The organism is Kribbella endophytica, assembly GCF_054781295.1.
Genome location: NZ_BAAGUR010000001.1, coordinates 768,011 through 790,337, shown reverse-complemented (window position 1 = coordinate 790,337; position 22,327 = coordinate 768,011). Strand labels below are relative to the sequence as shown.

At 69.2% G+C, this 22,327-nt stretch carries 22 protein-coding genes; 13 read left to right on the top strand and 9 right to left on the bottom strand.

Translation table 11 applies throughout. The features are described 5' to 3' along the window. Positions 1-20 precede the first annotated feature (20 nt). Positions 21-512, top strand: a complete 492-nt coding sequence (locus ACYVIO_RS03840) for a VOC family protein (RefSeq protein ID WP_460649230.1) — start codon at positions 21-23, stop codon at positions 510-512. A 332-nt stretch (positions 513-844) separates the two neighbouring features. After that, positions 845-2,137 carry an adenylosuccinate synthase gene (locus ACYVIO_RS03835; RefSeq protein WP_460649229.1) on the top strand — a complete coding sequence of 431 codons (1,293 nt, stop codon included), beginning with the start codon at positions 845-847 and terminating at the stop codon, positions 2,135-2,137. Between the two features lie 46 nt (positions 2,138-2,183). On the opposite strand, the gene ACYVIO_RS03830 is transcribed toward ACYVIO_RS03835, so the two are convergent. Continuing rightward, on the bottom strand, positions 2,184-4,175 hold the full coding sequence (locus ACYVIO_RS03830) for a serine/threonine-protein kinase (RefSeq protein WP_460649228.1): 1,992 nt from the start codon (positions 4,173-4,175) through the stop codon (positions 2,184-2,186). Positions 4,176-4,223: 48 nt separating this feature from the next. Here ACYVIO_RS03830 and ACYVIO_RS03825 point away from each other — a divergent pair, with 48 nt between their 5' ends. Beyond that, entirely contained in the window at positions 4,224-4,373 is a 150-nt protein-coding gene (locus tag ACYVIO_RS03825) for a hypothetical protein (protein ID WP_460649227.1), read from the top strand. Positions 4,374-4,420: 47 nt separating this feature from the next. Here the strand turns inward: ACYVIO_RS03825 and ACYVIO_RS03820 are convergent, their stop codons facing one another. After that, the gene (locus ACYVIO_RS03820) at positions 4,421-6,508 is read right to left on the bottom strand and encodes a sialate O-acetylesterase (protein ID WP_460649226.1); all 2,088 of its coding nucleotides are present in this window, start codon (positions 6,506-6,508) and stop codon (positions 4,421-4,423) included. A gap of 199 nt (positions 6,509-6,707) precedes the next feature. Here ACYVIO_RS03820 and ACYVIO_RS03815 point away from each other — a divergent pair, with 199 nt between their 5' ends. Continuing rightward, positions 6,708-7,307 (top strand): DJ-1/PfpI family protein, encoded by a 600-nt coding sequence (locus ACYVIO_RS03815; RefSeq protein ID WP_460649225.1) that lies wholly within the window; start codon positions 6,708-6,710, stop codon positions 7,305-7,307. Here the strand turns inward: ACYVIO_RS03815 and ACYVIO_RS03810 are convergent. Continuing rightward, positions 7,294-8,424 (bottom strand): class I SAM-dependent methyltransferase, encoded by a 1,131-nt coding sequence (locus tag ACYVIO_RS03810; protein ID WP_460649224.1) that lies wholly within the window; start codon positions 8,422-8,424, stop codon positions 7,294-7,296. The two genes, ACYVIO_RS03815 and ACYVIO_RS03810, sit on opposite strands and share 14 nt — an antisense overlap. Positions 8,425-8,499: 75 nt before the next feature. Here ACYVIO_RS03810 and ACYVIO_RS03805 point away from each other — a divergent pair, with 75 nt between their 5' ends. Beyond that, positions 8,500-8,658: a hypothetical protein gene (locus ACYVIO_RS03805; RefSeq protein WP_460649223.1), complete on the top strand. Its 159-nt coding sequence runs from the start codon at positions 8,500-8,502 to the stop codon at positions 8,656-8,658. Between the two features lie 14 nt (positions 8,659-8,672). Continuing rightward, positions 8,673-9,236 (top strand): DUF4232 domain-containing protein, encoded by a 564-nt coding sequence (locus ACYVIO_RS03800; protein ID WP_460649222.1) that lies wholly within the window; start codon positions 8,673-8,675, stop codon positions 9,234-9,236. On the opposite strand, the gene ACYVIO_RS03795 is transcribed toward ACYVIO_RS03800, so the two are convergent. Then, positions 9,233-9,937 carry an SDR family oxidoreductase gene (locus tag ACYVIO_RS03795; protein WP_460649221.1) on the bottom strand — a complete coding sequence of 235 codons (705 nt, stop codon included), beginning with the start codon at positions 9,935-9,937 and terminating at the stop codon, positions 9,233-9,235. The genes ACYVIO_RS03800 and ACYVIO_RS03795 overlap by 4 nt on opposite strands. A 100-nt stretch (positions 9,938-10,037) precedes the next feature. Here ACYVIO_RS03795 and ACYVIO_RS03790 point away from each other — a divergent pair, with 100 nt between their 5' ends. Continuing rightward, positions 10,038-10,628 carry a TetR/AcrR family transcriptional regulator gene (locus ACYVIO_RS03790; RefSeq protein WP_460649220.1) on the top strand — a complete coding sequence of 197 codons (591 nt, stop codon included), beginning with the start codon at positions 10,038-10,040 and terminating at the stop codon, positions 10,626-10,628. 46 nt (positions 10,629-10,674) lie between these two features. Here ACYVIO_RS03790 and ACYVIO_RS03785 read toward each other — a convergent pair whose 3' ends face one another. Next, positions 10,675-11,793, bottom strand: coding sequence for a glycoside hydrolase family 88 protein (locus ACYVIO_RS03785; protein ID WP_460649219.1), 1,119 nt, complete (start codon positions 11,791-11,793; stop codon positions 10,675-10,677). A 180-nt stretch (positions 11,794-11,973) separates the two neighbouring features. Between ACYVIO_RS03785 and ACYVIO_RS03780 the strand changes: the two genes are divergently transcribed. Then, positions 11,974-13,185 carry an alginate lyase family protein gene (locus ACYVIO_RS03780; protein ID WP_460649218.1) on the top strand — a complete coding sequence of 404 codons (1,212 nt, stop codon included), beginning with the start codon at positions 11,974-11,976 and terminating at the stop codon, positions 13,183-13,185. Positions 13,186-13,242: 57 nt separating this feature from the next. On the opposite strand, the gene ACYVIO_RS03775 is transcribed toward ACYVIO_RS03780, so the two are convergent. Then, complete coding sequence (locus ACYVIO_RS03775; RefSeq protein ID WP_460649217.1) at positions 13,243-14,070, bottom strand: siderophore-interacting protein; 828 nt, start codon at positions 14,068-14,070, stop codon at positions 13,243-13,245. Positions 14,071-14,191: 121 nt separating this feature from the next. Here ACYVIO_RS03775 and ACYVIO_RS03770 point away from each other — a divergent pair, with 121 nt between their 5' ends. From ACYVIO_RS03770 to ACYVIO_RS03760, 3 genes are read left to right on the top strand one after another with little or no spacing between them, the layout of a single operon-like run. Next, on the top strand, positions 14,192-15,268 hold the full coding sequence (locus ACYVIO_RS03770) for a FecCD family ABC transporter permease (RefSeq protein ID WP_460649216.1): 1,077 nt from the start codon (positions 14,192-14,194) through the stop codon (positions 15,266-15,268). Then, complete coding sequence (locus tag ACYVIO_RS03765) at positions 15,268-16,329, top strand: FecCD family ABC transporter permease (RefSeq protein WP_460649215.1); 1,062 nt, start codon at positions 15,268-15,270, stop codon at positions 16,327-16,329. The genes ACYVIO_RS03770 and ACYVIO_RS03765 overlap by 1 nt, the downstream gene beginning before the upstream one ends. Before the next feature lie 3 nt (positions 16,330-16,332). After that, the gene (locus ACYVIO_RS03760; RefSeq protein WP_460649214.1) at positions 16,333-17,256 is read left to right on the top strand and encodes an ABC transporter ATP-binding protein; all 924 of its coding nucleotides are present in this window, start codon (positions 16,333-16,335) and stop codon (positions 17,254-17,256) included. Between the two features lie 27 nt (positions 17,257-17,283). On the opposite strand, the gene ACYVIO_RS03755 is transcribed toward ACYVIO_RS03760, so the two are convergent. From ACYVIO_RS03755 to ACYVIO_RS03745, 3 genes are all read right to left on the bottom strand, one after another. Then, on the bottom strand, positions 17,284-17,904 hold the full coding sequence (locus tag ACYVIO_RS03755; protein ID WP_460649213.1) for a hypothetical protein: 621 nt from the start codon (positions 17,902-17,904) through the stop codon (positions 17,284-17,286). A 106-nt stretch (positions 17,905-18,010) separates the two neighbouring features. Then, positions 18,011-18,382 carry an FKBP-type peptidyl-prolyl cis-trans isomerase gene (locus ACYVIO_RS03750; RefSeq protein WP_425827750.1) on the bottom strand — a complete coding sequence of 124 codons (372 nt, stop codon included), beginning with the start codon at positions 18,380-18,382 and terminating at the stop codon, positions 18,011-18,013. A gap of 29 nt (positions 18,383-18,411) precedes the next feature. Beyond that, a complete protein-coding gene (locus ACYVIO_RS03745) occupies positions 18,412-19,287 on the bottom strand; it encodes an alpha/beta fold hydrolase (RefSeq protein ID WP_460649212.1) in 876 nt (291 codons plus the stop codon). Between the two features lie 77 nt (positions 19,288-19,364). On the opposite strand from ACYVIO_RS03745, the gene ACYVIO_RS03740 reads away from it, so the two are divergent. Together ACYVIO_RS03740 and ACYVIO_RS03735 are read left to right on the top strand one after the other, a co-directional pair. Further along, positions 19,365-20,072 (top strand): hypothetical protein, encoded by a 708-nt coding sequence (locus tag ACYVIO_RS03740; RefSeq protein ID WP_460649211.1) that lies wholly within the window; start codon positions 19,365-19,367, stop codon positions 20,070-20,072. Positions 20,073-20,095: 23 nt separating this feature from the next. Next, entirely contained in the window at positions 20,096-22,300 is a 2,205-nt protein-coding gene (locus ACYVIO_RS03735) for a DEAD/DEAH box helicase (protein ID WP_460649210.1), read from the top strand. The last annotated feature ends 27 nt before the right edge of the window (positions 22,301-22,327 follow it).

Below are 22,327 nucleotides of genomic sequence, written 5' to 3'. Positions count from 1 at the left end.
TACGGCGTTGACTGAACGTCATGACGACGAACACGGTAAACCCCGTCCCCGACGGTTATCACTCGCTGACCCCGTACCTGGCCGTGGACAACGGGCCGAAGGCGATCGAGTTCTACCAGCAGGTCTTCGGCGCCGAGGTGGTCAGCCGCCAGGACATGCCCGATGGCCGGCTCGGGCAGGCCGAGCTGCGGTTCGGGAACTCGATGCTGCAGCTCAGCGACCAGATGCCGCAGATCGGGCTGCGGGCCCCGAACGGCGAGTGGGTGCACTCGTCGCTGGTGCACTACGTGCCGGACGTCGACGCGACGTTCGCGAAGGCGCTCGAGGCGGGCGCGCGGCAGGTCGAGCCGGTCTCGACGTTCATGACCGGCGACCGGTACGGCACGGTGATCGACCCGTTCGGCCACCGCTGGGCGATCCTGACCAAGGTCGAGAACGTCTCGCCGGAGGAGGCCGACCGGCGGGTGAAGGAGTGGCTGGCGTCGAACCCGGAAGGGCTGGACGAGGCCTAGGGCAACAGAAAGCCCGGGCGCAGAATCAGCCCAGGCACAAGGAAGCGGCCCGCCGGAACCGTCCCCTGCGGCAGTTTCGGCGGGCCGCTGACTAAGAGTGTGCACGTGATCACGGAAAATGGCAACCCCGGTTCGCGGTCCAGATCACTGACACGGAAACCTCTGCGCGGTCCGCCGGTCCGGTAGGCTTCGGTCGTAAGAGCCTGGAACGCTTACCGGATGAACGTCTGGTGAAGTGTGCCGGGCTTCACCATTTCCTTAGGGATACAGTCAGCGGCCGACCCTCGAAGGCGATGACGCCTTGGGTCGACGCGTTGAAGAGGAGGGCTGAGATGCCCGCAATCGTGCTCGTCGGCGCCCAGTGGGGCGATGAGGGCAAAGGCAAGGCGACCGATCTGCTCGGCAACACCGGGACCGCGATCGACTACGTGGTGAAGTTCAACGGCGGCAACAACGCCGGCCACACCGTTGTCATCGGCACCGAGAAGTACGCGCTGCACCTGTTGCCGAGCGGAATCCTGACCCCGGGGGTGACCCCCGTGATCGGCAACGGCGTGGTGGTCGACCTGAGCGTCCTGTTCGAGGAGCTGGACGCGCTCCAGGCCCGCGGGGTCGACACCAGCCGGCTGGTGGTGAGCGCGAACGCGCACGTCATCCCGCCGTACAACCGGACGCTGGACAAGGTGACCGAGCGGTTCCTCGGCAGCCGCCGGATCGGCACCACCGGCCGCGGCATCGGGCCGACGTACGCCGACAAGATGAACCGGATCGGGATCCGGATCCAGGACCTGTACGACGAGAAGATCCTCGAGCAGAAGATCACCGGCGCGCTGGAGCAGAAGAACCAGTTGCTGGTGAAGGTCTACAACCGTCGCGCGGTGGAGATCTCCGAGGTCCTGGACGAGCTGCTCGGGTACGCCGAGCGCCTGCGCCCGATGGTCGCCGACACGAGCCTGCTGCTCGGCAAGGCGCTCGACGCCGGCAAGACCGTGCTGATGGAGGCCGGTCAGGCGACGCTGCTCGACGTCGACCACGGGACCTACCCGTTCGTCACGTCGTCGAGCGCGATCTCCGCGGGTGCGTGCACCGGCGCCGGCATCCCGCCGACCCGGATCGATCGGGTGATGGCGGTCGTCAAGGCCTACACCACGCGCGTCGGCGAGGGTCCGTTCCCGACCGAGCTGCTGGACGCGGACGGCGAGTGGCTGCGCCAGCAGGGCTTCGAGTTCGGTACGACGACGGGCCGGCCGCGGCGCTGTGGCTGGTACGACGCGGTGATCGCGCGGTACGCGGCCCGGGTCAACGGCGTCACCGACTTCGTGCTGACCAAGCTGGACACGCTGACCGGGCGGGAGAAGATCCCGGTCTGCGTCGCGTACGACGTGAACGGCGTACGGCACGACGAGATGCCGATGACGCAGACCGACTTCCACCACGCGAAGCCGGTCTACGAGGAGCTCGACGGCTGGGACGAGGACATCACCGGCTGCCGCAACTTCGACGACCTGCCGAAGAACGCGCAGACCTACATCCGCACGGTCGAGGCAATGAGCGGCGCGCCGATCTCGGCGGTCGGCGTCGGCCCGGAGCGTTCGCAGATCATCATGCTCGACACCCGCAACTGAGCTGAACGCACACCAGGCTCCTCACAGCGTGCTGTGAGGAGCCTGTTCAGTTGACGAACGGCAGGTCGCGGATGACCGGGAGCTGACGCAGGTCGCCGATGGTCGGGCTCGGCAGGTCGGGCAGCCGGAAGGCGTCGGCCAGCGGAGTCCAGTTCGTGCCCGTGTCGTAGGCGCGAAGGGCGAGCACGACAGTGACACCCAGCAGCGCGATCGACACCACAGTGCTCAGCCAGGCCGGCCGGAACACCGACCGCAGACCAGCCCGTGCACCTCGCCGCAGCGACCCTCCACCCGGACCACCCCACGCGGTGAGCAGTCCGAACACAGCGCCGACAGCAACACTCGCCGGAGCCAGTGGAGCCCAGTCGAAGCCCATGGCCAGCGCGATGATCAGCGTGGTGATCCCACCGACGCTGAAGCCGACGATGATCGGCAGCAGCGCGCTCGGCAGCGACACCAGCGTCGCACTGGCGAGGTGAACCGGGCTGGCGGCTACAGCGATGAGTCCGTCCGACCTGCCGCGGTAGCCGCGCGCTTCGCGTCGGCGCAGCAACGCCGTACTGGACTTGTCGACCATGCGGGCCAGCACTGTGAGTGCGGCGGCGACCAGCATGCCGAGGACCGGCAGTACGGCGATCAGCGCGGCCAGAGCGAGCAGGATCGCGAACAGCAGGCCGCCACGCGATACCGGCGGCAGCGGCGGTCCGGACGGTCGCTGCTCCAAGGCCTTGTTCTGCTGGGGTACGGGGTGGTGCTGCTGCTGCGGGACCGGATAGTTCTGCGGCTGGGCGTAGATCGGTCCGGTCGGCGGAGCGTAGTTCGGCCCGGTCGCGGGCCCACCGAGACCAGCAGGCGCAGCCTGGTACGGCAGTGGCATGGCTGCCGGAGCAGCAGCGCCCGGGACCGGGCTGTACGTAGCAGGGTGCACCGGCACTGCCTTCGCTGCCAGCCGCGCCGCCTTCTGCTCGGCGGCGACGTCCCGCAGCTTGTCGCGGAGCGGAGCGAAGGCCGACAACGGTGGAATGACTGGTGGTACCAGCTGAGCGACTTCAGCCGGGTCCGGATCACCGGGCATCACGCGGGTGCCGTCAGGCATGACCTGAGTGCCGGCTTCAGCAGTAGGCATCACCGTGGTCGGTGGGTGCAGCTGGATGGTCTCGGGCGCGGTCAGCACCGTCTTGGCCTCGGTCGACGGGACCAGCGCGTCGCGGCCCTCGGCGTACCGGTTGAGGCCGGTCATGATCTCGAGCTGGGTCGGCCGGTTCCGTCGGTCAGGCGACAGGGCTGCGGCGAGCAGTGGCTTCAGCCGCGGGTCCAGTCCCTCCAGGTCGGCCTGCCCGCTGTGGACGCGGCTCAGCACGACCTCGAACGGGCCCTTGCCGAACGGCCTGCGACCAGTGGCGGCGTACGCAGCCGTCGCCGCCCAGCCCCACCAGTCGGCCGACTCGGACACCATCTCGCCCTCGATCAGCTCCGGCGCCAGGTAGCCCGGCGTACCGATCACGAGCCCGGTCTGCGTCAGCCGGAGGTCGTCGGCCGCCTGGGCGATGCCGAAGTCGATCATCACCGGCTTGCCGTTGAACATCATCACGTTGCCGGGCTTGAGATCGCGGTGGATCACTCCGGCCTGGTGGATCGCCTGCAGCGACTCGGCCAGGCAGCCGGCCAGCGGCAGCCAGCGCTGCGGCGTCAGCGGCCCGCGGTCGTCCACCTGCTCGTCCAGCGGTCGCCCCGGGATGAAGCGCGTCACCAGGTACGGCCGGTCGCCCTGCAGGTCGTAGTCGAGCACGCCGGCCACGCCGGGGTGGTCGACCCGCCGCAGCGTCGTCGCCTCGCGCTCCAGCCGCGCCCGCGCGGTCGGGTCGTGCGCCACGTGCGACCGCAGCACCTTGAGCGCGACCTCGCGCCGCTCCGGTCCTTCGGCCAGGTAGACCACACCCATGCCGCCCTGCCCGAGGCGGCGGATCAGCCGGTACGGCCCGATCCGCTCCTCAACCTCCACCGGCTCGTCCACCGGCAGGCCCCCTGTACCCGACATGCCATCTACCGTACGTCGGCACCAGCCCACCCGCCCGGGCTCAGCCGCATGACCCGGGAGGTAATCGTCGCGATACAGCTTCTCGGCCAGCCTGGTGTGCATCAGCACCGATCACCGGGAAGGACCACCATGACGCACTACGCGATCGCCAACCTGACCAACGTCCGCGTCGGTTACGACATCGACGTACTCAAGTGAAGGACGCGGCCGGTGCCTCGGGGCGGTGGGCGCCGGCCGCGTCCTGTTCAGGTGACGGGCAGCTTGAAGGCCAGCAGGCCGGTGCCGATCGCGTTGGTGATCCAGGGGCCGGCGCCGATGTGGCCCTGGTAGGTCAGGCCGGTCACACCCGTCGCTGGGCCGGACAGGGTGAGCACGAGCTTGCCGCCGGGCTGGTAGGCGACCGACGAGACTGTGACGGCTCCGCCTTCGAGTACGAAGTCCGCTGCCGAGCCGGCCGCGACAGTGAGCGGATCGGTCGACCGCAGCTGAACGACGAGCTGCGAACCGCTGGCAGTGACAGCCGACGGGTTCGGCGGAGCGACACCGGCCGACGGGCCGCCGTACAGGTCTCTGCCCAGTACGGCGAACGTGTGGTCGCCCATCTCCCGGTAGCCGCCGATGTACGCGTAGTGGCAGCCGTCGTGGCCCGACAGTCCGTTGGTAGACAGCAGGGTCACCCCGGCTGTGTCACCGAGCTGCCGCTGGGCCTCGCGCACGTTCATGTTGGTCGTCGTACCGCAGGGCGACGTACGCACCTGGTAGACGTAGTACTTGATCGCGCCGAAGTCACTGCGCCAGTCCTGCAGCAAGGCGTTGAAGCCGGTGACATGGACCGCCGCGTTGTCGTTGTCGGACTCGCCCTGGTACCAGAGCACGCCCTTGACGCTCCCCAGCACGCCGGCCGCCTGCAGGCGTTGCCGGAGCCGGCCGTAGTTCGTGCCGAGGTCGTTGGGGCTGCCGTCGTTGCGCTGGAAGAAGCTGATCGGCTGGCCGCCGTGCGCGCCGTTGAACAGGGCTACCGGGACCTTGTAGGTGTCCACGATCTTGCGGCCCATCCGGATCGCCCACTGGCCGACAGAGCCGGACTGGTTGGTCACGTCGCCGGTCGCGTAGTGCCAGACGCGGTCCGCGCCGGAGATGGTGCCGTCCGACGTCGGCGTACCGAAGCTGCGCAGGTACGGCGACTCCTCCGCGTTCGCGGCGCCGTTGAACTTGGCCGCCTCCGCGTTGGACTGCCCCTGGACCACCAGCACGTCACCGGAGACCACACCGTCGCGGCGGGCCACCACACGGTCGACACCAGGCCCAGTGGCTCGCAGTTCGAAGCTGTACTCGTGCAGCCCGGCCGTGATCCGCGGAGTGAAGCGGAACGACTTGGACGACGAGGTGAAGGTCTCGGTCCGGCCTGCGCCGGTCACGCGCAGCTGCACCCGTCGTACTCGCGGATCGGTGACAGCACCCGCGACCGGTACGACGGCACCGTTGCGGCTGTCCCGCGGCACGAGCTGCCGGTCCTGCGGCGACTCCGTCACGCTCACCAGAGACGTGCGGACGTACGCCGTCAGCCGGCGCTGCGAGTAGCGGTTCGCGTTGTTGGCGAAGGTCCAGTCCGGCTGGCCGCCCAGGTTGGTCCCAATGCCCAGCGACAGCAGGCCGTTGGCCGACTCGGTGAACGTGTTGATCGCGAACACCTGCTTGGCCGCGAGGCTCGACGGCCGGTCCGCGCCGATCTGGCCGACCTGGAACGAGCCGTAGCCGAGCGGGGAGGTCGGGTTGTCGTCCACGTCGAACGTGATCGGCGACGCGTTGGCGACCTGGGTGCTGGCGCTCTCCTGGTACTGGTTCGGCCACATCTCCAGGTAGCCGGTCTGGCCGCTGCCGTTGGTCACGCCCGGCACGTTCGACCGGACCTCCAAGTCACCCACCCGCTGCCGGACGAGCTCACCAGGGCGCGTCGGCAGTCCGATCCGGCCAGCGGTCGCAGTGAACGGCTCCATGGCCGTCCAGACCCACTGCGGGCCGTCCGGCCCGTTCAGCTCGACGCAGTAGCCGACGCGGTCGAAGTTCGAGCCGATCTCACCGGTCCGGTCCAGGCTGTAGGGCGGTGTCTGGTTCAGGTAGCTGCCACGCTCTGGCAGGTCGAGCTGGAGCACGGGGGTGAAGCCCGCGGCCGCGCTGTCGCAGGAGGTCGCAGCAGCGCCTGGCACTGCTGACGCCGGAGTGATCAGGGCTGTGAGTGAGACGCCGCCGGCCAGCACAGTGGTGGCGACAGCGATGAGAGAACCGGCATGGGAACGACGTACCAGGGCGCGGGCGGGCGCAGAACGAGGCATGGACGGACCTCCGGTGGCGGGATGTCTCCACCATGGGTAGCGGTCCGCTCACTGTTCGTGCGAGCACCTTGCGCCCAGCGGTCCGATCCCTGCGCCCAGTGGCACGTTCCGGGCCCGGTGATCGGCGTGGCCAGATCCTGGCGAAGACCGGCCGCCGGACGGCTGGTCGTCATCGACGTCAGGCGATGGGATGGAGGACATGCGGATCGAGATGCTGGTGTTCGACGGTGTGGACGAGATGGACGTGATGGGCCCGTTCGAGGTGTGGAGCCACGCGGCTGCCAAGTCCGGCGAGCTGGAGGTCGTACTGGTCGGGCTGGACGGCCCGGTCGAGGTCACTGGCATGCACGGCCTGCAGTTCCGCGCACCAGCAGGCCTTGGTACGCCGAACGGCCTGTTCGTACCCGGCGGCGGCTGGCTCAACCAGGCCGACAGTGGCGCCTGGGCGGAGGCGCAGCGCGGCGTACTGCCGGCCCGGCTCGCCGAGCTGGCCCCACAGCTCGACTGGATCGCCTCGGTCTGCACCGGGTCGATGCTGCTCGGTGAGGCCGGGCTGGTGAAGGGCCGCCCGGCCACGACCAACCGCAACGCCTGGGAGGACTTCACGGCGTACGGGCCTGAGCTGAAGAAGAACCGGGTCGTCGACGACGGCACCCTGGTCACCGCCGGCGGCATCACCGCAGGCATCGACCTGGCGTTCCGCATCGTCGAGCGCGACCTGTCACCCGAGCTGGCCGACAGGATCGCCGCGTCGATGGAGTACACCCGGGACCGAGACCTCTACGTCAGCGCCGCCTGAGCAGTACGCCGCGGCTGCCGCGTTTGCGCAGGTAGGCCCGGCCGCCGACGACCGGCTCGAAGCGCGGTGCGGCCAGCTCGACCTGCTGCTCGACACTCCAGCCCGATGGCCAGGACTGGGCTGCCAGGACCGCCGGCTCCATCGAGACGAACAGGTGGTCGGTCGGGAAGCGGTCCAGCAGGGACAGGTCCTGCTCGTAGTACAGCATCTCGACCAGCAGGTACGCCGAGCCGGTGAGACGCCGGGTGGTCGCCAGATCCTCGTAGCTGTGGGGATGTACGCGCACATCGCCCTGCAGTTCGCGCAGCCGCTCGTAGAAGGCCTGGTTCGGCTCGGTCGCGTCGACGGAGTAGCCCTCGGCCAGCAGCCGCTGGGTCAGCGCACCCTCGCACGCCCCTACCTCGATCACCCGCCCGGCTGCCGGGTCCAGGTGCGACCGCACCCAGGCCACCGTCGCGTCCAGCCGTTCCAGCTCGTACGGCGACGAGGCGAACTCCCAGGGGTCGAGCACCAGCGCGGCGTTGTCGCCCATGCTCCCCATCAGCGCGAACAGCCGAGCCCGCTCATCAGGTGTCGCGCCGAAGAACCGCTCGACCGAGTGGACCTTGCCGGTGAGCAGCGCGTTCTCGTCCTCCTCGTCCAGGCCGAGCAGCTCGGTGCCATGGGTGTTGACGAAGTCCAGCTTGGCGTCGATCAGCGCAGGGCTGAGCCGCTCGTCGGTGTCGGTGACCCACTGGAACCACTGGGCGTCGCCGACCGCGTGCAGCACCGGCGCCCGGCGTACGAGACCTGCGAGCTCGAGACCCCAGCGGCCGCGCCGCTCGCGACTGTCGGCCGGGTTGTGCGTCCAGACGGTCGCCTCGACGTCGCCGGTCTCCAGGGCGATCGCGTCGGCGGCAGCGCCGGGGGAGAAGGGCTTGGCGCCCTCAGCGGAGGTGCCGAGCAGCTCGGCGAGTGGAGCGAGGCGGCCGGCCAGCGGGACCCCCACCGGCAGCTTCAGGTAGGTGCCGCGGTCTGCGACGAGCAGGTGGACCTCACGGCCGCGGGCCGGGTCGAGAACGGACAGGAAATCGACGACTACATCTTCCGGACGGAGCACAGCGACGACATCGATCACTCGCTTATTTTACGCAAGATCTCTACGAAATGTCGGTCGGAGCGTGTCGGCTCGCGGCTTGCCGACAGCGAGGAGGTGCCGGAGCGGCTGCTGATCGGCAGCGACTCGATCCTCGTCGCCGAAGCCTACGAGCGCGGCCGGGCGGCCGAAGCGGCGCGCTGGGTTGAGACGACCCGATCGACCGATGCCGACGGTCTCGACCTGGACGAGCTGGACCCGCTGGCCCACCTCTGACGTAGCTTCACGGGGTGAGGACGATCTGGGTGCTGGCCGCCGTGCTGCTGGTCAGCGGGTGCGGGACCGAGGTTGCGAGCAAGGGCGCACCGCCGCCGGCGACGCCGGTTCCGACCGGGAAGGCGACCGGCGGCCCGATCCCGACCCCGCCGCCGAAGGTGTGTCCCGCGTCCGGTGCGCAGGTCAGCGTCGGGCCGGTCGAGGCGGCGCTGGGACATCGCGCCGTCGTGCTCACCGTGACGAACTGCCGGCCCAAAGCTCTTACGCTCAAAGGGTATCCGGCGGTCGTCGTACTGGACTACTGGCGCAAGCCGCTCGGGACGGCGGTCGCGCACGACTCGTCGTACATGGCGATCGATCCGGGGCCGGAGCGGCTGAAGCTGGCCAAGGGCCAGACCGCGGTGTCGGTAGTTGCCTGGAGCAACACCGTGGCGGCCGGGTCCGACCCGGAGGCCGGGCAGTTCCTGAAGGTCGCGGCGAGCAAGGGCGACGCCCAGGCCGTCTGGCCGGTGGTGACCGATCTCGGGACCACCGGCAAGCTCGAAGTGACCGCCTGGGCGCGGAAGCTGAAGACCTAGGCCTTGAGCGCCTCGTAGACGTCCTCGATCTGGGCGGACGGGGCGCCCTTGGCGAAGCGGGCGGTGGCGTCGGCGAGGACCTCGTGGGCGCCGCTCTCGACGCCGTCCAGGGCGGCCTTGGCGATGTCGGCCGGGTTCTCCTTGGGCGCCGTGATCGCGGTCGTCATGTCGGTGTCGACGTAGCCCATGTGCAGGGACGTGACGCCGATGCCCTTGCCGAGCAGTTCGATCCGCAGGGCGTTGGACTGCGACCAGAACGCGGACTTCGTGGCGGCGTACGCGCCGTGGTAGGCGACCCAGGACAGGGCGGACAGCATGTTCAGGATCTGGCCGCCGCCGTTGCGCTCGATCACCGGGACGAAGGCGCGGGTGAGCTCCAGCGGGCCGAAGAAGTTGACCTCCATCAGCTGACGGATGTCCTCGATCGGGCTGCCCAGGTAGGAGTTGCCGGCGATGTCCAGGCCGGCGTTGTTGACCAGCACGGTGACGTCCGGCGCGGCCTTGACCAGCGCGTCGATCGAGGCCTGGTCGGTGACCTCGAGCGGGAGCGTCACGACGCGCGGGTCGGTACTCGGCTCGGGCTTGCGGGAGGTCGCGTAGACCTTGGCGACGCCGCGGCCGAGCAGGTCGTCGACGACGGCCTTGCCGATGCCGCGGTTGCCGCCGGTGACGAGGACGGTGGCGCCTTGCAGTGAAGTCATGGGGTGCTCCGGGGTTCGGACGTGCGTGGAAACTGATCTGTTTCTACAGAACATACACCGATCGGTTTCTTTGATCAAAACGGGACGGTACGCTCGACGTATGAAGAGCCAGGCGACATCCCGTGAGCGGCTGCTGGAAGCCGCGAGCGAACTGTTCTACCGCGACGGCGTGAGCATCGGCGTGGACGCACTCTGCAAGGCGGCCGGGGTGTCGAAGAAGTCGATGTACCAGCTGTTCCGGTCCAAGGACGAGGTGATCGCGGAGAGCCTGGCCGCCCGCGGCCCGTTCTACAACGCCCTGCTGCTGCCGAGCCCGGACGACGAGCGCTCGCCGCGGGAGCGGATCCTGTCGGTCTTCGAGCGCGAGGACGAGCTCGCTGCCGGCAACGACTTCTACGGCTGCCCGTTCGTCTCGACGGCGATCGAGCTGAAGAACCCGGAGCACCCGGGCAGCGTCGTGGCCCGCCACTTCAAGCAGGCCCTGACCGACTTCTTCCGCGCCGAGCTGGTCCGCGCCGGGGCCGAGGACGCGGACACCGTCGCCATCCAGCTCACGATGATCTTCGACGGCGCCGGCGCCCGCGCGGTCGTGCGCGCACAGCCGCTGCGCAACGTCGGCGTCCAGCTGGCCGGCACGGTGCTCGACGCAGCCGGCGTACGCGACGAGCAGCTCGCCGCGCACGCCCGCTAGGCGCGGGCTCCCGCCCACCCCTTCTCTTCCTCGGCGGGGCCGAGTGTCAGTTGGTGAGTGTTGCGAGTTCAGCACCCGCCAGTAGGAAGGCTCCTACTCCGAAGTCGGCCGTCGACTCGTACGTGATCGGCTGGCTCGACTCCGGCCGGTCGCCGACCTTCTGCACGTACCCGAGGAACCCGTCGGGATGGACGGCTGTGGCCACCATCCCGTTCCACGCTTTCGCCGCCGTCGCGCGATAAGTTGCCGACGGCACCAATCCGTTCTTCACGGCGTACGCCGTCGTGTAGCAGAAGAACGCCGTCCCGCTCGTCTCCGGCCCCGGCAGATGATCAGGATCGCCGAGGTTCACGTTCCAGAACCCGTCGGCTCGCTGGATCGGCCGCAACGCACCCACCAGCTGCGTCAACGTGCTCTTGTACTCGGCGACGTTCGCCTGCCCGGAAGGCAACGCCTTAAGGGTCTTCACGTGCCCGGCCGCGACCCAGCCGTTGCCGCGCGACCACAGCACCGGCTTCCCGTTCGGCGACACGATCTTGCCCGGCAGGAAGCGGTCGTCGCGGTACCAGAGCCCGCTCGACGGTACCCACAATCCGCGGCGCCGCTTGGTGTCGTTGTACAGCTGGTACAGCTTCGACCAGTACGCCGGATCGTTGCGCAGCCGCCCGATCCGGGCGAACGGCGGCATCGCCATGTGCAGCGCGTCGTCCCACCACCAGTCGTCGATCTTGGTGCTGCTGACCATCCGTCGCAGCGTCTCGGTCGCGCCGGTCAGCTTGTCGGCCGACGGCTCCACGTCGTACAGGTCGAGGTACGCCTGGATCGCGTTGTGGTTGTCCGCGTGCCGCGTCTGCACGCCCTCGCGGATCCCGTACCGGTGCTTCTCCGCCCAGCTGCGGGCGTAGTCCAGGTAGCGCTTCTCGTTCGTCAGGCGGTACGCCGCCATCAGGCCGCTGAAGAAGGTGGCGCGGGCCCAGCCGTTGTCACCGGAGTCGGTGTGGGTGGCGATCCACTGGTCGGCGACCCGGCGGACCAGGGTGATGATCTGCGCCCGCGACGGGACGACGTCGGACGGCGGAGCGGCGTACGCGGTCGTGATTACGGAGGGTAGTGCCGGGGCGGCCAGGGCGACGGTTCCGAGAGTCAGGAACTGGCGTCTTCTCATGGGACAAGACCTCACTTCGTTCCAGAGGAGTGGGACAAACACGTCTTTTGTTCCACAGTGAAGTTTCTTCGTCTTTGGATATTGACGTGTTCACCCTGTGTCGTCAAACTTCCGAAAAGACCCTGCGGTAATGGGGGAATCGCAGTGTCCTCCCGCCCCCGGAGAACAGGACATCCGCCCATGCGAAGTAAGCCCATCCTGCTGGCCGCTGCCTGCGCGGCGCTGGTCGCAGGCACGCTCAGCAGCCCAGCCGTCGCCGCGACGAAGGCCGAACCGGCCGCCGCGCCGTCCGCCGTACTGGCGCCCGGCACGTTCACCCACCCCGGCGTCGGGGTGAGCAGGCAACAACTCGACTTCGTCCGCGCCAAGGTGCAGGCCGGGGCGCAGCCCTGGACGAACGCCTTCAACCAGGCGAAGAACAGCGCGTACGGTTCGCTCAGCCGGACCGCGAAGCCGCGCGCGGTGGTCGAGTGCGGCTCGTACTCGAACCCCAACTACGGCTGCACCGACGAGCGCGAGGACGCCATCGCGGCGTACACCGACGCGCTGGTCTGGTACATCACCCGCGACGACCGGTACGCCCAGAAGGCGATCCAGTTGATGGACGCGTGGTCCGCGACGGTCCGCGACCACACCAACAGCAACGCCCCGCTGCAGACGGCGTGGGCCGCGTCGTCGTGGCCGAAGGCGGCCGAGATCATCAAGCACGTCTACGGCAACTGGCCGAACGCCGGCCGGTTCGGGACGATGCTGCGCAACGTCTACCTGCCTGAGATCATCAACGGCTCCAACTCCAACGGCAACTGGGAGTTGAGCATGACCGAGGCGATCCAGGGCATCGGTGTGTTCCTGGACGACAAGACCGTGTACGACAAGGCGATCTCGCTGTTCCGGGTCCGGACACCCGCGTTCGTGTACCTGGAGTCCGACGGAGCGCTGCCGAAGACCAAGCCTTCGCAGAACCTCAACACCAGGGACAAGATCGTGGCGTACTGGCAGGGCCAGGGCACGTTCGTCACCGGCCTGACCCAGGAGACCTGCCGCGACTTCGTCCACACCGGCTACGGCATCTCGGCGATCTCGCACGTGATGGAGACGTCGTACATCCAGGGCGAGAACCTGTACCCCGAGTTCGGTGAGCGCCTGCGGCAGGCGCTCGGCTTCCAGTCCAAGTGGGAGCGCAACCTCGAGCCGGTCCCGTCCTGGCTCTGCAAGGGCACCCTCCAGCGAGGCCTCGGCCCGATCACCGAGGTCGGCTACAACGGCCTCCACACCCGCCTCGGCGTCGCCATGGCCAACACCCAGGCCCTGACCGAGTCCCGCCGCCCGTCGGGTTCGAACAACCTCTTCGTGGCCTGGGAAACCCTCACCCACGCCGAAAACCCGAGCTGACCTCGGAAACAACAGCACCCCCGCGGACCATGTCCGCGGGGGTGCTGTGCTGTCTGCTCAGATCTGGGGTTCGCCGCGTTTCCAGTAGCCCTGGAAGGAGATGGCGGTCTTGGGGAGGCCGACCGTGTTGACGAGGTGGCGGCGGACGGTTTTGATCATGCTGGACTCGCCGGCGACCCAGGCGTAGTCGACGTCGTACGGGAGCTCGGCGGCTTTGAGGGCCTCGGGCAACGACTTGGGGGCGCCCTCGGCCAGGGCGATCCAGGTGATGTCGGCGGTGCCGGGCGTCGGGAGCGGGCGGATGTCGCGCAGGTCGGGGACCTGGACGAAGACCGTGGCGTGCACCGTCGCGGGGAGTTGCTCGAGGATCGACGCGAGCGCGGGGAGTGCGGTCTCGTCGGCGATCAGGACACGGCGCAGGCTCGTTGCCGGGGGCACGTGATCGACGCCGGACTGGAGCAGCCCGCGAGTGCTGGTGGTGTCGACCTCGAAGGGCACGATCAGCCCGACCGCGTCACCGACCTCGACGGAACTGACCCACGCGGAGGCCGGCCCGTTCACCCCGTGCAGGACGAACTCGATGTCCAGCTCTGCCACCTCAGGGCGCAGCGCGCGGATCGTGTAGGTCCGCATGATGAACCGCTCGTCGGCCGGCATCGCGCACCACTCGGCGTACCACTCGGGCCCCTGCGGCAGCACCAGGTCACCACCGTCAGGCGGCGTGAGCAGCACCTTGATCCGCTGGTCCGGCCCGGCCGGTACGACGTCCGCGAGCCGCGGCGCGACGAACGTCACCTTCCGCAGGTGCGGACTGAGATCCTCGATCGCCGCCACGGTCACGAGGACGGAGTCGAACGTGATGGGACGCTCGAGCACTGTGGTCATCGCACGGTCTCCGCAACGAAAGTAGTGACAAAGCAGGGGTCCCCAGATGCGTCCCGGTGGCGAGCGGGCTATTCTGAGGCGTCTAGAGGTAAGCCTTACCTAAGAGGATCCCAAAAGTCCAATGACCTCGCCGCCCGCCGCCGCTACCAGGCAGGCCACCACCCCCAGCAAGGACAGCGCGAAGCGTCGTCCACCCGTCCGCCGGACCACTCTGGTCGCCGGGCTGCTGGTGGCTGTCGTGCTCCTGCTGGTGGTCTGCCTGCTCAGCATCGCCGTCGGGTCGAAACAGATCCCGCTCGGCACGGTGCTCGACGCCCTGCGCCACTACGACGAGACGAACACCGACCACGTGATCGTCCACTCCCTCCGCATCCCGAGGACACTGATCGGTTTGCTGGTCGGGGCCGCGCTCGGCCTGTCCGGCGCGCTGATGCAGGGCGTCACCCGCAACCCGCTGGCCGACCCCGGCATCCTCGGTGTGAACGGCGGCGCCGCGCTCTTCGTTGTCGGCGGCATCTACTGGTTCGGGCTGACCAGCCTGACGGCGTACGTCTGGCTCGCCTTCGCCGGCGCCGCGGCCGCCTCGGTCGCGGTCTACGCGCTCGGCTCGCTCGGCCGTGAGGGCGCGACCCCGGTGAAGCTCGCGCTGGCCGGCGCCGCGCTGACCGCGATGCTCGGCTCGCTGACCACCGCGCTGCTGATCGGTGACGTGGACACCTTCGACCAGTTCCGGTTCTGGTCGGTCGGCTCGCTGGCCGGCCGCGGCTCGGACATCGCCGGGCAGGTCGCGCCGTTCATCCTGATCGGCATCGTGCTCGCCCTGGTCTCCGGCCGCCTGCTGAACGCGCTGTCCCTCGGCGACGACGTGGCCCGTTCGCTCGGCCAGCGGGTCGGCCTGGCCCGGCTGTTCACCGCGGTCACCGTCGTACTGCTCTGCGGCGCGGCCACCGCCGCCGCGGGACCGATCGGTTTCATCGGCCTGACCATCCCGCACGTGGCCCGCCTGATCACCGGCCCGGACTACCGCTGGATCCTGCCGTACTCGATGATCCTGGCCCCGATCCTGCTGCTCGGTTCCGACGTGATCGGCCGGATCGTCGCGCAGCCCGGCGAGCTCCAGGTCGGCATCGTCACCGCCGTCATCGGCGCGCCGTTCTTCATCGCCCTGGTCCGCCGCCGGAAGCTGGCGGATCTCTGATGACCCAACTGAGCGACCGTACGACGGACCTCACGCCGGCCCAGATCATCACCCGGGCCCGCACCGTCCGCCAGGCCCGCAACCTGGCCGTCACGATCGTCGTCGCCGTCCTGGTGTTCGCCGCGTTCTGCGTCTCGCTGTCGCTCGGGGACTTCAAGATCCCGGTGATCGACGTGGTGAAGACGCTGTTCGGCCAGGGCGACAAGGCGACCGAGTTCATCGTCAACCGGCTCCGCCTGCCCCGGGCGCTGACCGCGCTGCTGGTCGGCGCCGCGCTCGGCATGTCCGGCGCGATCTTCCAGAGCATCGCCCGCAACCCGCTGGCCAGCCCGGACATCATCGGTGTCACGTACGGCGCCAGCGCGTTCGCGGTGTTCGCGATCGTCACCCTCGGGATCACCGGGCCGGCCGTCGCCGGGATGGCGATCCTCGGAGCCTTGCTGACCGCGTTCACGATGTACGTGCTGGCCTGGCGCCGGGGCGTGTCGAGCTACCGGCTGATCCTGGTCGGGATCGGCATCGGCGCGATCGCGACCAGCATCACGTCGTACCTGCTGACGAAGGCCCGGGTCGAGATCGCGCAGCAGGCGCTGATCTGGCTGACCGGCAGCCTGAACGGGCGGGACTGGTCGCACGTCCGGATGATGGCGATCACGTTGGTGGTGCTGGCGCCGTTCACGGTGGTGCTGGTGCACCGGCTGCGGATCCTGCAGCTCGGCGACGAGACGGCGTACGGGCTGGGGCTGCGGGTCGAGGGTTCGCGGCTCGGGCTGATCGTGATCGCCGTACTGATGGCCGCGGTCGCGACGGCGGCGGCGGGGCCGATCGGGTTCGTCGCGTTTGTGGCGCCGCCGATCGCCCGCAGGCTGACCCGTTCGCCGGGTCCGGCGATGGTCGCGTCGGCATTGATCGGTGCGCTCGTCGTGGCGCTGTCGGACCTGATCGCGCAGCACGCCTTCGGTGAGACCCAGCTGCCCGTCGGCGTCGTCACCGGCGTGGTCGGCGCGCCGTACCTGATGTTCCTGCTGGCCCGGTCCAACCGGGTGGGGAGTGGTGGCTGAGAGATGGAGAACCCTGTGGAACACAGCCTTTCCGCCAATGATCTGGCGGTCGGTTACGACCAGCGCGAGATCATCCACGACCTGTCGGTGCGGATCCCGACCGGCAAGATCACGGTGATCGTCGGGGCGAACGCGTGCGGCAAGTCTACGCTGCTGAAGACGCTGGCCCGGCTGCTGAAGCCGTCCCGGGGCACGGTGATGCTGGACGGGAAGAGCATCCAGCAGGTGTCCACCCGTGAGGTCGCGACCAAGCTCGGGCTGCTCCCGCAGTCGCCGACCGCGCCGGAAGGGATCACCGTCGCCGACCTGGTCGGCCGCGGGCGGTACCCGCACCAGGGCTGGATCCGGCAGTGGACGAAGGCCGACGACGAGGCGGTCGCCGCGGCGATGATCTCGACCGACGTGCTGGAGATCGCCGACCGGCCGATCGACGAGCTGTCCGGCGGTCAGCGGCAGCGGGTCTGGATCGCGATGGCGCTGGCCCAGGAGACCGGGATCCTGTTGCTCGACGAGCCGACGACGTTCCTCGACCTGACTCACCAGTTCGAGGTGCTCGACCTGCTGGTCGACCTGAACCGCAGCGAGGAGCGGACGATCGTCCTCGTCCTGCACGACCTGAACCAGGCCTGCCGCTTCGCCGACCACCTGATCGCGATGAAGGACGGCGCGATCGTCTGCGAGGGCAACCCGCGCGACGTGATCACCGAGCAGACCGTCGAGGACGTCTTCGGGCTGGCCGTGAAGATCGTGCCGGATCCGGTCGCCGGTACGCCGATGGTGGTGCCGATCGGGCGGCACACGACCCGCGAGGACGCCCCGGCGGCCGCCGCACAGGACGAGGTCACCTCGGCGGACCCGAACCCGGCCGCCCGAGCGCTGGCCGCCAGCGCCCTGGCCAACAACGTCTGCCGCCCGACAGACCGCTGACCCTGCCCGCTGACCGGCGCCGCGCTCTCAAGTAGTTCGCGGTCCAAGAGTCTGGAACACGATCAGACCCGCCAGCAAAGCCCCCAACGTCCCCAGCGCCATGTCCCCGAGCGTGTCCGTGTACGCCGACTGCAGCTCGGTCGAGTGCCGGATGAACGCGTAGTACTCGCCGACCTCCCACACCACCGCGGCGGTCGCACCGAAGCCCAGGGCAACAAACGCCGTCAGCCCCCGCGAGAGCGGCCGCGGCGCGAACGCAAGCAGTACGCCGGCCGTCAGGAACCCCCAGAGCACGAAGTGCATCGCGTCGTCCCACCACGGCACGGTGTCGAACAGGTTCAGCCGGTTACCGACCAGGTCGATGAACCACGGCAACGTCATCAGGAGATCGGCCGTCCACGGGAAGCGCTTGTACAGCTTCGACCGGGTCCGCCCGTAGGCCCACCACCACAGCGGCAGCACCATCGCGCCGATCGGGTAGACGACCAGACGAGCGGTCGACGCCTTGCCCTTGATGCCGCTCATGTCCGGCCAGATCAGGGCCGTCAGCAACAGCAGGAACAGGGCCGCCTTGGCCGCCAGCGCGGCGTACGGGACCCACCCGGCGGTGCGGGTCGTCGGGACAGAGGTGGCAACCATCGTCGTCATGCCTCCCAGTGAAACTTCTCCGGGCGGCTGGGCGAATCGGTAGGACTACGCAGAAAGCCCCCGGGTGCGTCGATTGTGACGCACCCGGGGGCTGGAGAGCGGTAGGTCAGCTGACGCTGACCAGGTCGACGACGAAGATCAGGGTCTCGCCGGGCTTGATCGCGTTGCCCGCGCCCCGGTCGCCGTAGCCCAGGTGCGGCGGGATGACCAGCTTGCGGCGGCCGCCCACCTTCATGCCCTGGACGCCGGTGTCCCAGCCCTGGATGACCTGGCCGACGCCGAGCTGGAAGGCCAGCGGCGCGCCGCGGTTGTACGACGCGTCGAACTCCTCGCCGGTGGAGTGGGCCACGCCCACGTAGTGCACGTTGACGCGGGAACCGGCCTTGGCCTCGTCGCCGTCGCCCTCGGTGATGTCGGTGATCTCCAGATCCGCCGGCGGCGGGCCGTCCGGAAAGTCGATCTCAGGCTTGTCAGTCATGTCACCAGCTAAGCAGATCGGGACGCCGGTCAGGCATCGAGGGTCTCGCGGAGCTTCCCGGCGAAGGCTTCCGGCTGTCCCGCCATGCCGCCGCCGTACTCGTCGCCGAGGAAGCCGCCGTGGTTGGACGGGAAGACCACCGGCGTGAGCCCGAGCTTCGCCGCGATCGCCTCGCCGCCACGGCGGGCCAGCTGCGTGCCCGACTCCTCACCGACCGCGACCACCAGCCGGTCGGACGCCTTGCCGAGCGCGTCCACGTCCGGCTGGTACGACGTACAGCCGCGCAGGTTCTGCCCGATCAGGGAGTCGTCGCGGTTGCCGTCGTCCTCGCTCGGCAGGCCGAACATCGCCGGATCCGGCGCGGGCTGCCGCAGGTACTCGGCGGTGAACTCGCCCTCGAAGCTGGTGATCGCGATGAACTTGGCCATCGCCTTGCCCATGCCCTCGCGCTGGTAGGTCTGGTAGATGTCCTCGGTCGCGGCCAGCGCGTACTCGGAGTCGGCGATCAGCCCGGCCAGCGGCGGCTCGTGCGCGACGACCCGGCGTACGAGGTCAGGCCTCTGCGCGACGAGCGCCAGCGCGTTGACGGCGCCGCCGCTGCTCGCGAACACGTCGACCGGGCCCGCGTCGAGCGTCTCGATCAGCGCGGCCAGGTCCGCCGCGTGCTGGTCCGGGACGAGCTCGCCGCTGCCGTCCGTGCGGGTGCTGCGCTCGACGCCGCGCGGGTCGTAGGTCACGACGGTCCGGTCCTCGAAGTGCGACGCCAGCGTCGGGAACCCGCTCGCGCCCATCGGGGAGCCGATCAGCAGCAGCACCGGCTGGCCGCGATCTTCGAGATCACCGCGGACGTCGTACGTCAGGACGGCCCCGGGGACCTCGAGTGTGTGGCTGACGGGATCCGGCATCTCAGCTCCTCAGAACGGACGTTTCCTGGACCCTAGCGGTGCCCTGGTGATCCTGAACAGGATTACTGTCGGTGTTCATGCGAAAGAAAATCGTCGCCCTGCTCGCAGCGGTCCTGCTCGCCTCCGGCGCTCCCTCGGCGGTTGCCGCTTCTGAGAACTACGCTCAGTACTCGTTGATGTTCGAGCGGTCCGCCGGGCAGTACTGGGCCGGCGGTACGGCGGCCGGCCAGTGGGCGTGGACGCCGTTGACGGCCACGACGGCCGACATTTCCTGGGGCGACCCGAAGGCCTGGCCGCCGAAGTCGGCCGAGCACTTCCTCCGCGACGGTGACTGGGTCCTGCTCGACGGCTACAACGACGGCGCCGGGCGGCCGCTGACCCAGGTCCAGCGCGTCACCTCGGAGAAGCTCGGCGATGCGACCTGCGCGGGGATGAAGCCGATCCCGTCGGCAGGTGGTCGCCAGCACTACGTGAAGTGGACGATCCCCGCCGCTGGCTACTGCCTCGACGCGACCGGCACGATCAAGCCGCCGAACGGCTCGACGACCGTGAACTTCCGGCACCTGCAGAAGTGGCTCCCGCCGCATCCGTGCTCGAACCCGAGCTTTGCGAACCAGACCTGCATCACCCAGGTCGAGCAGTGGTGGGACGACAACAACCACCCGTACTCGCTGCAGCTCTCCCGCTCGCTCGAGCTGGCCCGCGGCCTGGGCATGGCGTTCACGAACCACACCACCGTCCCGGTGAACTGGAACGCCGACGCCCGGTACTACTGGCACTACTGACCCCGGGCGTTGAGACTGGGGTGGTGAGTGAGTCGCCGGACATCGATCGGATGCGGTCGAGTGTCGGCAAGCCGGCGCGGCGGCTGATCGAGCGGATCGCGGCGCTGCAGGCCCGGTCCGAGGAGCTGGTCGAGCGGCCGGGTGCGTTGCGGGCGCAGGCGCGGGACCAGCTGCGGTCGCTGACCCGGCGGCAGGTGCAGAGCGAGCTGGACGGGCTGCCGGTTTCGTCGCTGCAGGAGGTTGTGGGGGCGCGGTTCGTCGGCGTACTGGAGGAGGCTCGGTACGCGACGATCGGGCGGCTGGTCGGGGTGTCCGACGAGGAGCTCGTCGCGTTGCCGGGGATCGGGCCGAAGACGGCGGCGAAGATCAGCGCCGCGGTGCGGACCGTGATGGGGGATGTGGCTGATTCCTCGCGGTTCCGTTTCGATGCGGACCGGCGGGATGCTCAGCAGGAGCAGCTGTTGGCGACGTTGGCCGCCGTACGGCGTGCTGATGCTGCGGCGGCGGAGCTGCTCGGACCGGCGCGGGAGATGGCGAGTACGGCGACTTCGCTGCTGGACGCCGCGGGGCCGGCGCGGGGGCGGCTGCGGTTGTGGTTGACCGGGCGGGCGAAGAAGCGGGCCGCGCTGGAGGCATTGAGTCGGCTCGAGGTGCTGGACGCGAATCCCCGGACCGCTTGGCTGGAAGGGGAACTGGCTCGGCATCCAGCAGTGGTTGCTGACGGCAATGGGTTGTGGGACGACTACGCGGCCGACGCCGCGTCGTACCACGCGATCTTGTCGACGGTCGGCGAGGTCGCGGTCGAGGACGAGGCGGCGCGGGGGTTCATCCCGGAGGAACTGCGGCAGCGGATCACAGCGGTGCCGCTGGACACGTCGCTGATCAAGTCGACGCTGCGGGGGTATCAGGTGTTTGGTGCGCAGTACCTGATCCACCAGGAGCGGTCGATCCTCGGGGACGAGATGGGACTCGGCAAGACGATCCAGGCGCTGGCCGCGGCGGCGCATCTGGCGGCTCGTGGGCAGCAGCGGTTCCTGGTGGTGTGTCCGGCGAGTGTGCAGATGAACTGGCTGAACGAGATCGCCAAGCACACGCGGTTGCAGGCGCACAACCTGCACGGCGCGGGACGCGACGGCGTCGCCCAGCGGTGGTTGCGCGACGGTGGTGTCGCGGTCACCACCTTCGGGACCCTGGGCAGCCTCAAGACGGTGGTGGATAGCGAGGTCGCCCTGTTGATCGTCGACGAGGCTCACTACGTCAAGAACCCCAAGGCCCGCCGGTCGAAGGTCGTCGTCGCAGCCGTCGGTGCCGCCCAGCGCGTGGTCTTCCTGACCGGTACGCCGATGGAGAACCGGGTCGAGGAGTTCCGCACGTTGGTCCGCTACCTCCAGCCGGCGACCGCAAAGGGGCTCAAGGCAACGGATGCCGTGGCCGGCGCCAAGCAGTTCCGCCGCGCGGTAGCGCCCGTCTATCTCCGCCGGAACCAGGAAGACGTCCTCACCGAGCTCCCCGAGAAGATCGAGATCGACGACTGGGTCCTGCCCACCCCCGGCGACCAGCAGACCTACGTCGACGCCGTCCGCTCCGGCAATCTGATGCGGATGCGCCAGTCCGCCTTCGAAACCGCCGACTCCGCCAAGCTCGAACGCATCGCCGAAATCGTCGAAGAAGCCCGCGAGGACGGCCGCAAAGTCATCATCTTCTCCTTCTTCCTCAAAGTCCTCGACCGCATCCAGCAGTCCATCGCCCCCGCCGCGGGCTCGATCCGCGGCGCCGTACCGCCCGCCGAACGCCAACGCCTCATCGACACCTTCACCACCACCCCCGGCCACGCCGTACTCCTCAGCCAGATCGAGGCCGGCGGCGTAGGCCTCAACGTCCAGGCCGCGTCGGTCGTCATCCTCGCCGAGCCCCAGTGGAAACCCAGCACCGAGGACCAGGCCATCGCCAGAGCCCACCGCATGGGCCAGATCCGCACCGTCCAGGTCCACCGCCTCCTGGCCAAGGACACCGTCGACGAACGCATCCGGGAGGTCCAGGAGAACAAGCGCCTCCTCTTCGACGAGTACGCCCGCCAGAGCGAAGCCAAATCCCTCGACCCCCGAGCCGTAGACACCCTCAACCACCTCACCGACGACTCCCGCCCCCTCCAGGACCGAGTAGTCCAAGCCGAACAACACCGCCTCGGCATCACCCCGGAGCCGTCACCCGTCCAGGACAAGCTGTAGAAACGCCGAAGCGGCCGGCCCCCGAGG

Excerpts from the sequence above, each read along its gene's own strand:
- ACYVIO_RS03840 (WP_460649230.1), top strand. The coding sequence starts at position 21 with ATGACGACGAACACGGTAAACCCCGTCCCCGACGGTTATCACTCGCTG.
- ACYVIO_RS03835 (WP_460649229.1), top strand. The coding sequence starts at position 845 with ATGCCCGCAATCGTGCTCGTCGGCGCCCAGTGGGGCGATGAGGGCAAA.
- ACYVIO_RS03830 (WP_460649228.1), bottom strand. The coding sequence starts at position 4,175 with ATGTCGGGTACAGGGGGCCTGCCGGTGGACGAGCCGGTGGAGGTTGAG.
- ACYVIO_RS03825 (WP_460649227.1), top strand. The coding sequence starts at position 4,224 with ATGACCCGGGAGGTAATCGTCGCGATACAGCTTCTCGGCCAGCCTGGT.
- ACYVIO_RS03820 (WP_460649226.1), bottom strand. The coding sequence starts at position 6,508 with ATGCCTCGTTCTGCGCCCGCCCGCGCCCTGGTACGTCGTTCCCATGCC.
- ACYVIO_RS03815 (WP_460649225.1), top strand. The coding sequence starts at position 6,708 with ATGCGGATCGAGATGCTGGTGTTCGACGGTGTGGACGAGATGGACGTG.
- ACYVIO_RS03795 (WP_460649221.1), bottom strand. The coding sequence starts at position 9,937 with ATGACTTCACTGCAAGGCGCCACCGTCCTCGTCACCGGCGGCAACCGC.
- ACYVIO_RS03790 (WP_460649220.1), top strand. The coding sequence starts at position 10,038 with ATGAAGAGCCAGGCGACATCCCGTGAGCGGCTGCTGGAAGCCGCGAGC.
- ACYVIO_RS03785 (WP_460649219.1), bottom strand. The coding sequence starts at position 11,793 with ATGAGAAGACGCCAGTTCCTGACTCTCGGAACCGTCGCCCTGGCCGCC.
- ACYVIO_RS03780 (WP_460649218.1), top strand. The coding sequence starts at position 11,974 with ATGCGAAGTAAGCCCATCCTGCTGGCCGCTGCCTGCGCGGCGCTGGTC.
- ACYVIO_RS03775 (WP_460649217.1), bottom strand. The coding sequence starts at position 14,070 with ATGACCACAGTGCTCGAGCGTCCCATCACGTTCGACTCCGTCCTCGTG.
- ACYVIO_RS03770 (WP_460649216.1), top strand. The coding sequence starts at position 14,192 with ATGACCTCGCCGCCCGCCGCCGCTACCAGGCAGGCCACCACCCCCAGC.
- ACYVIO_RS03765 (WP_460649215.1), top strand. The coding sequence starts at position 15,268 with ATGACCCAACTGAGCGACCGTACGACGGACCTCACGCCGGCCCAGATC.
- ACYVIO_RS03760 (WP_460649214.1), top strand. The coding sequence starts at position 16,333 with ATGGAGAACCCTGTGGAACACAGCCTTTCCGCCAATGATCTGGCGGTC.
- ACYVIO_RS03755 (WP_460649213.1), bottom strand. The coding sequence starts at position 17,904 with ATGACGACGATGGTTGCCACCTCTGTCCCGACGACCCGCACCGCCGGG.
- ACYVIO_RS03750 (WP_425827750.1), bottom strand. The coding sequence starts at position 18,382 with ATGACTGACAAGCCTGAGATCGACTTTCCGGACGGCCCGCCGCCGGCG.
- ACYVIO_RS03745 (WP_460649212.1), bottom strand. The coding sequence starts at position 19,287 with ATGCCGGATCCCGTCAGCCACACACTCGAGGTCCCCGGGGCCGTCCTG.
- ACYVIO_RS03740 (WP_460649211.1), top strand. The coding sequence starts at position 19,365 with ATGCGAAAGAAAATCGTCGCCCTGCTCGCAGCGGTCCTGCTCGCCTCC.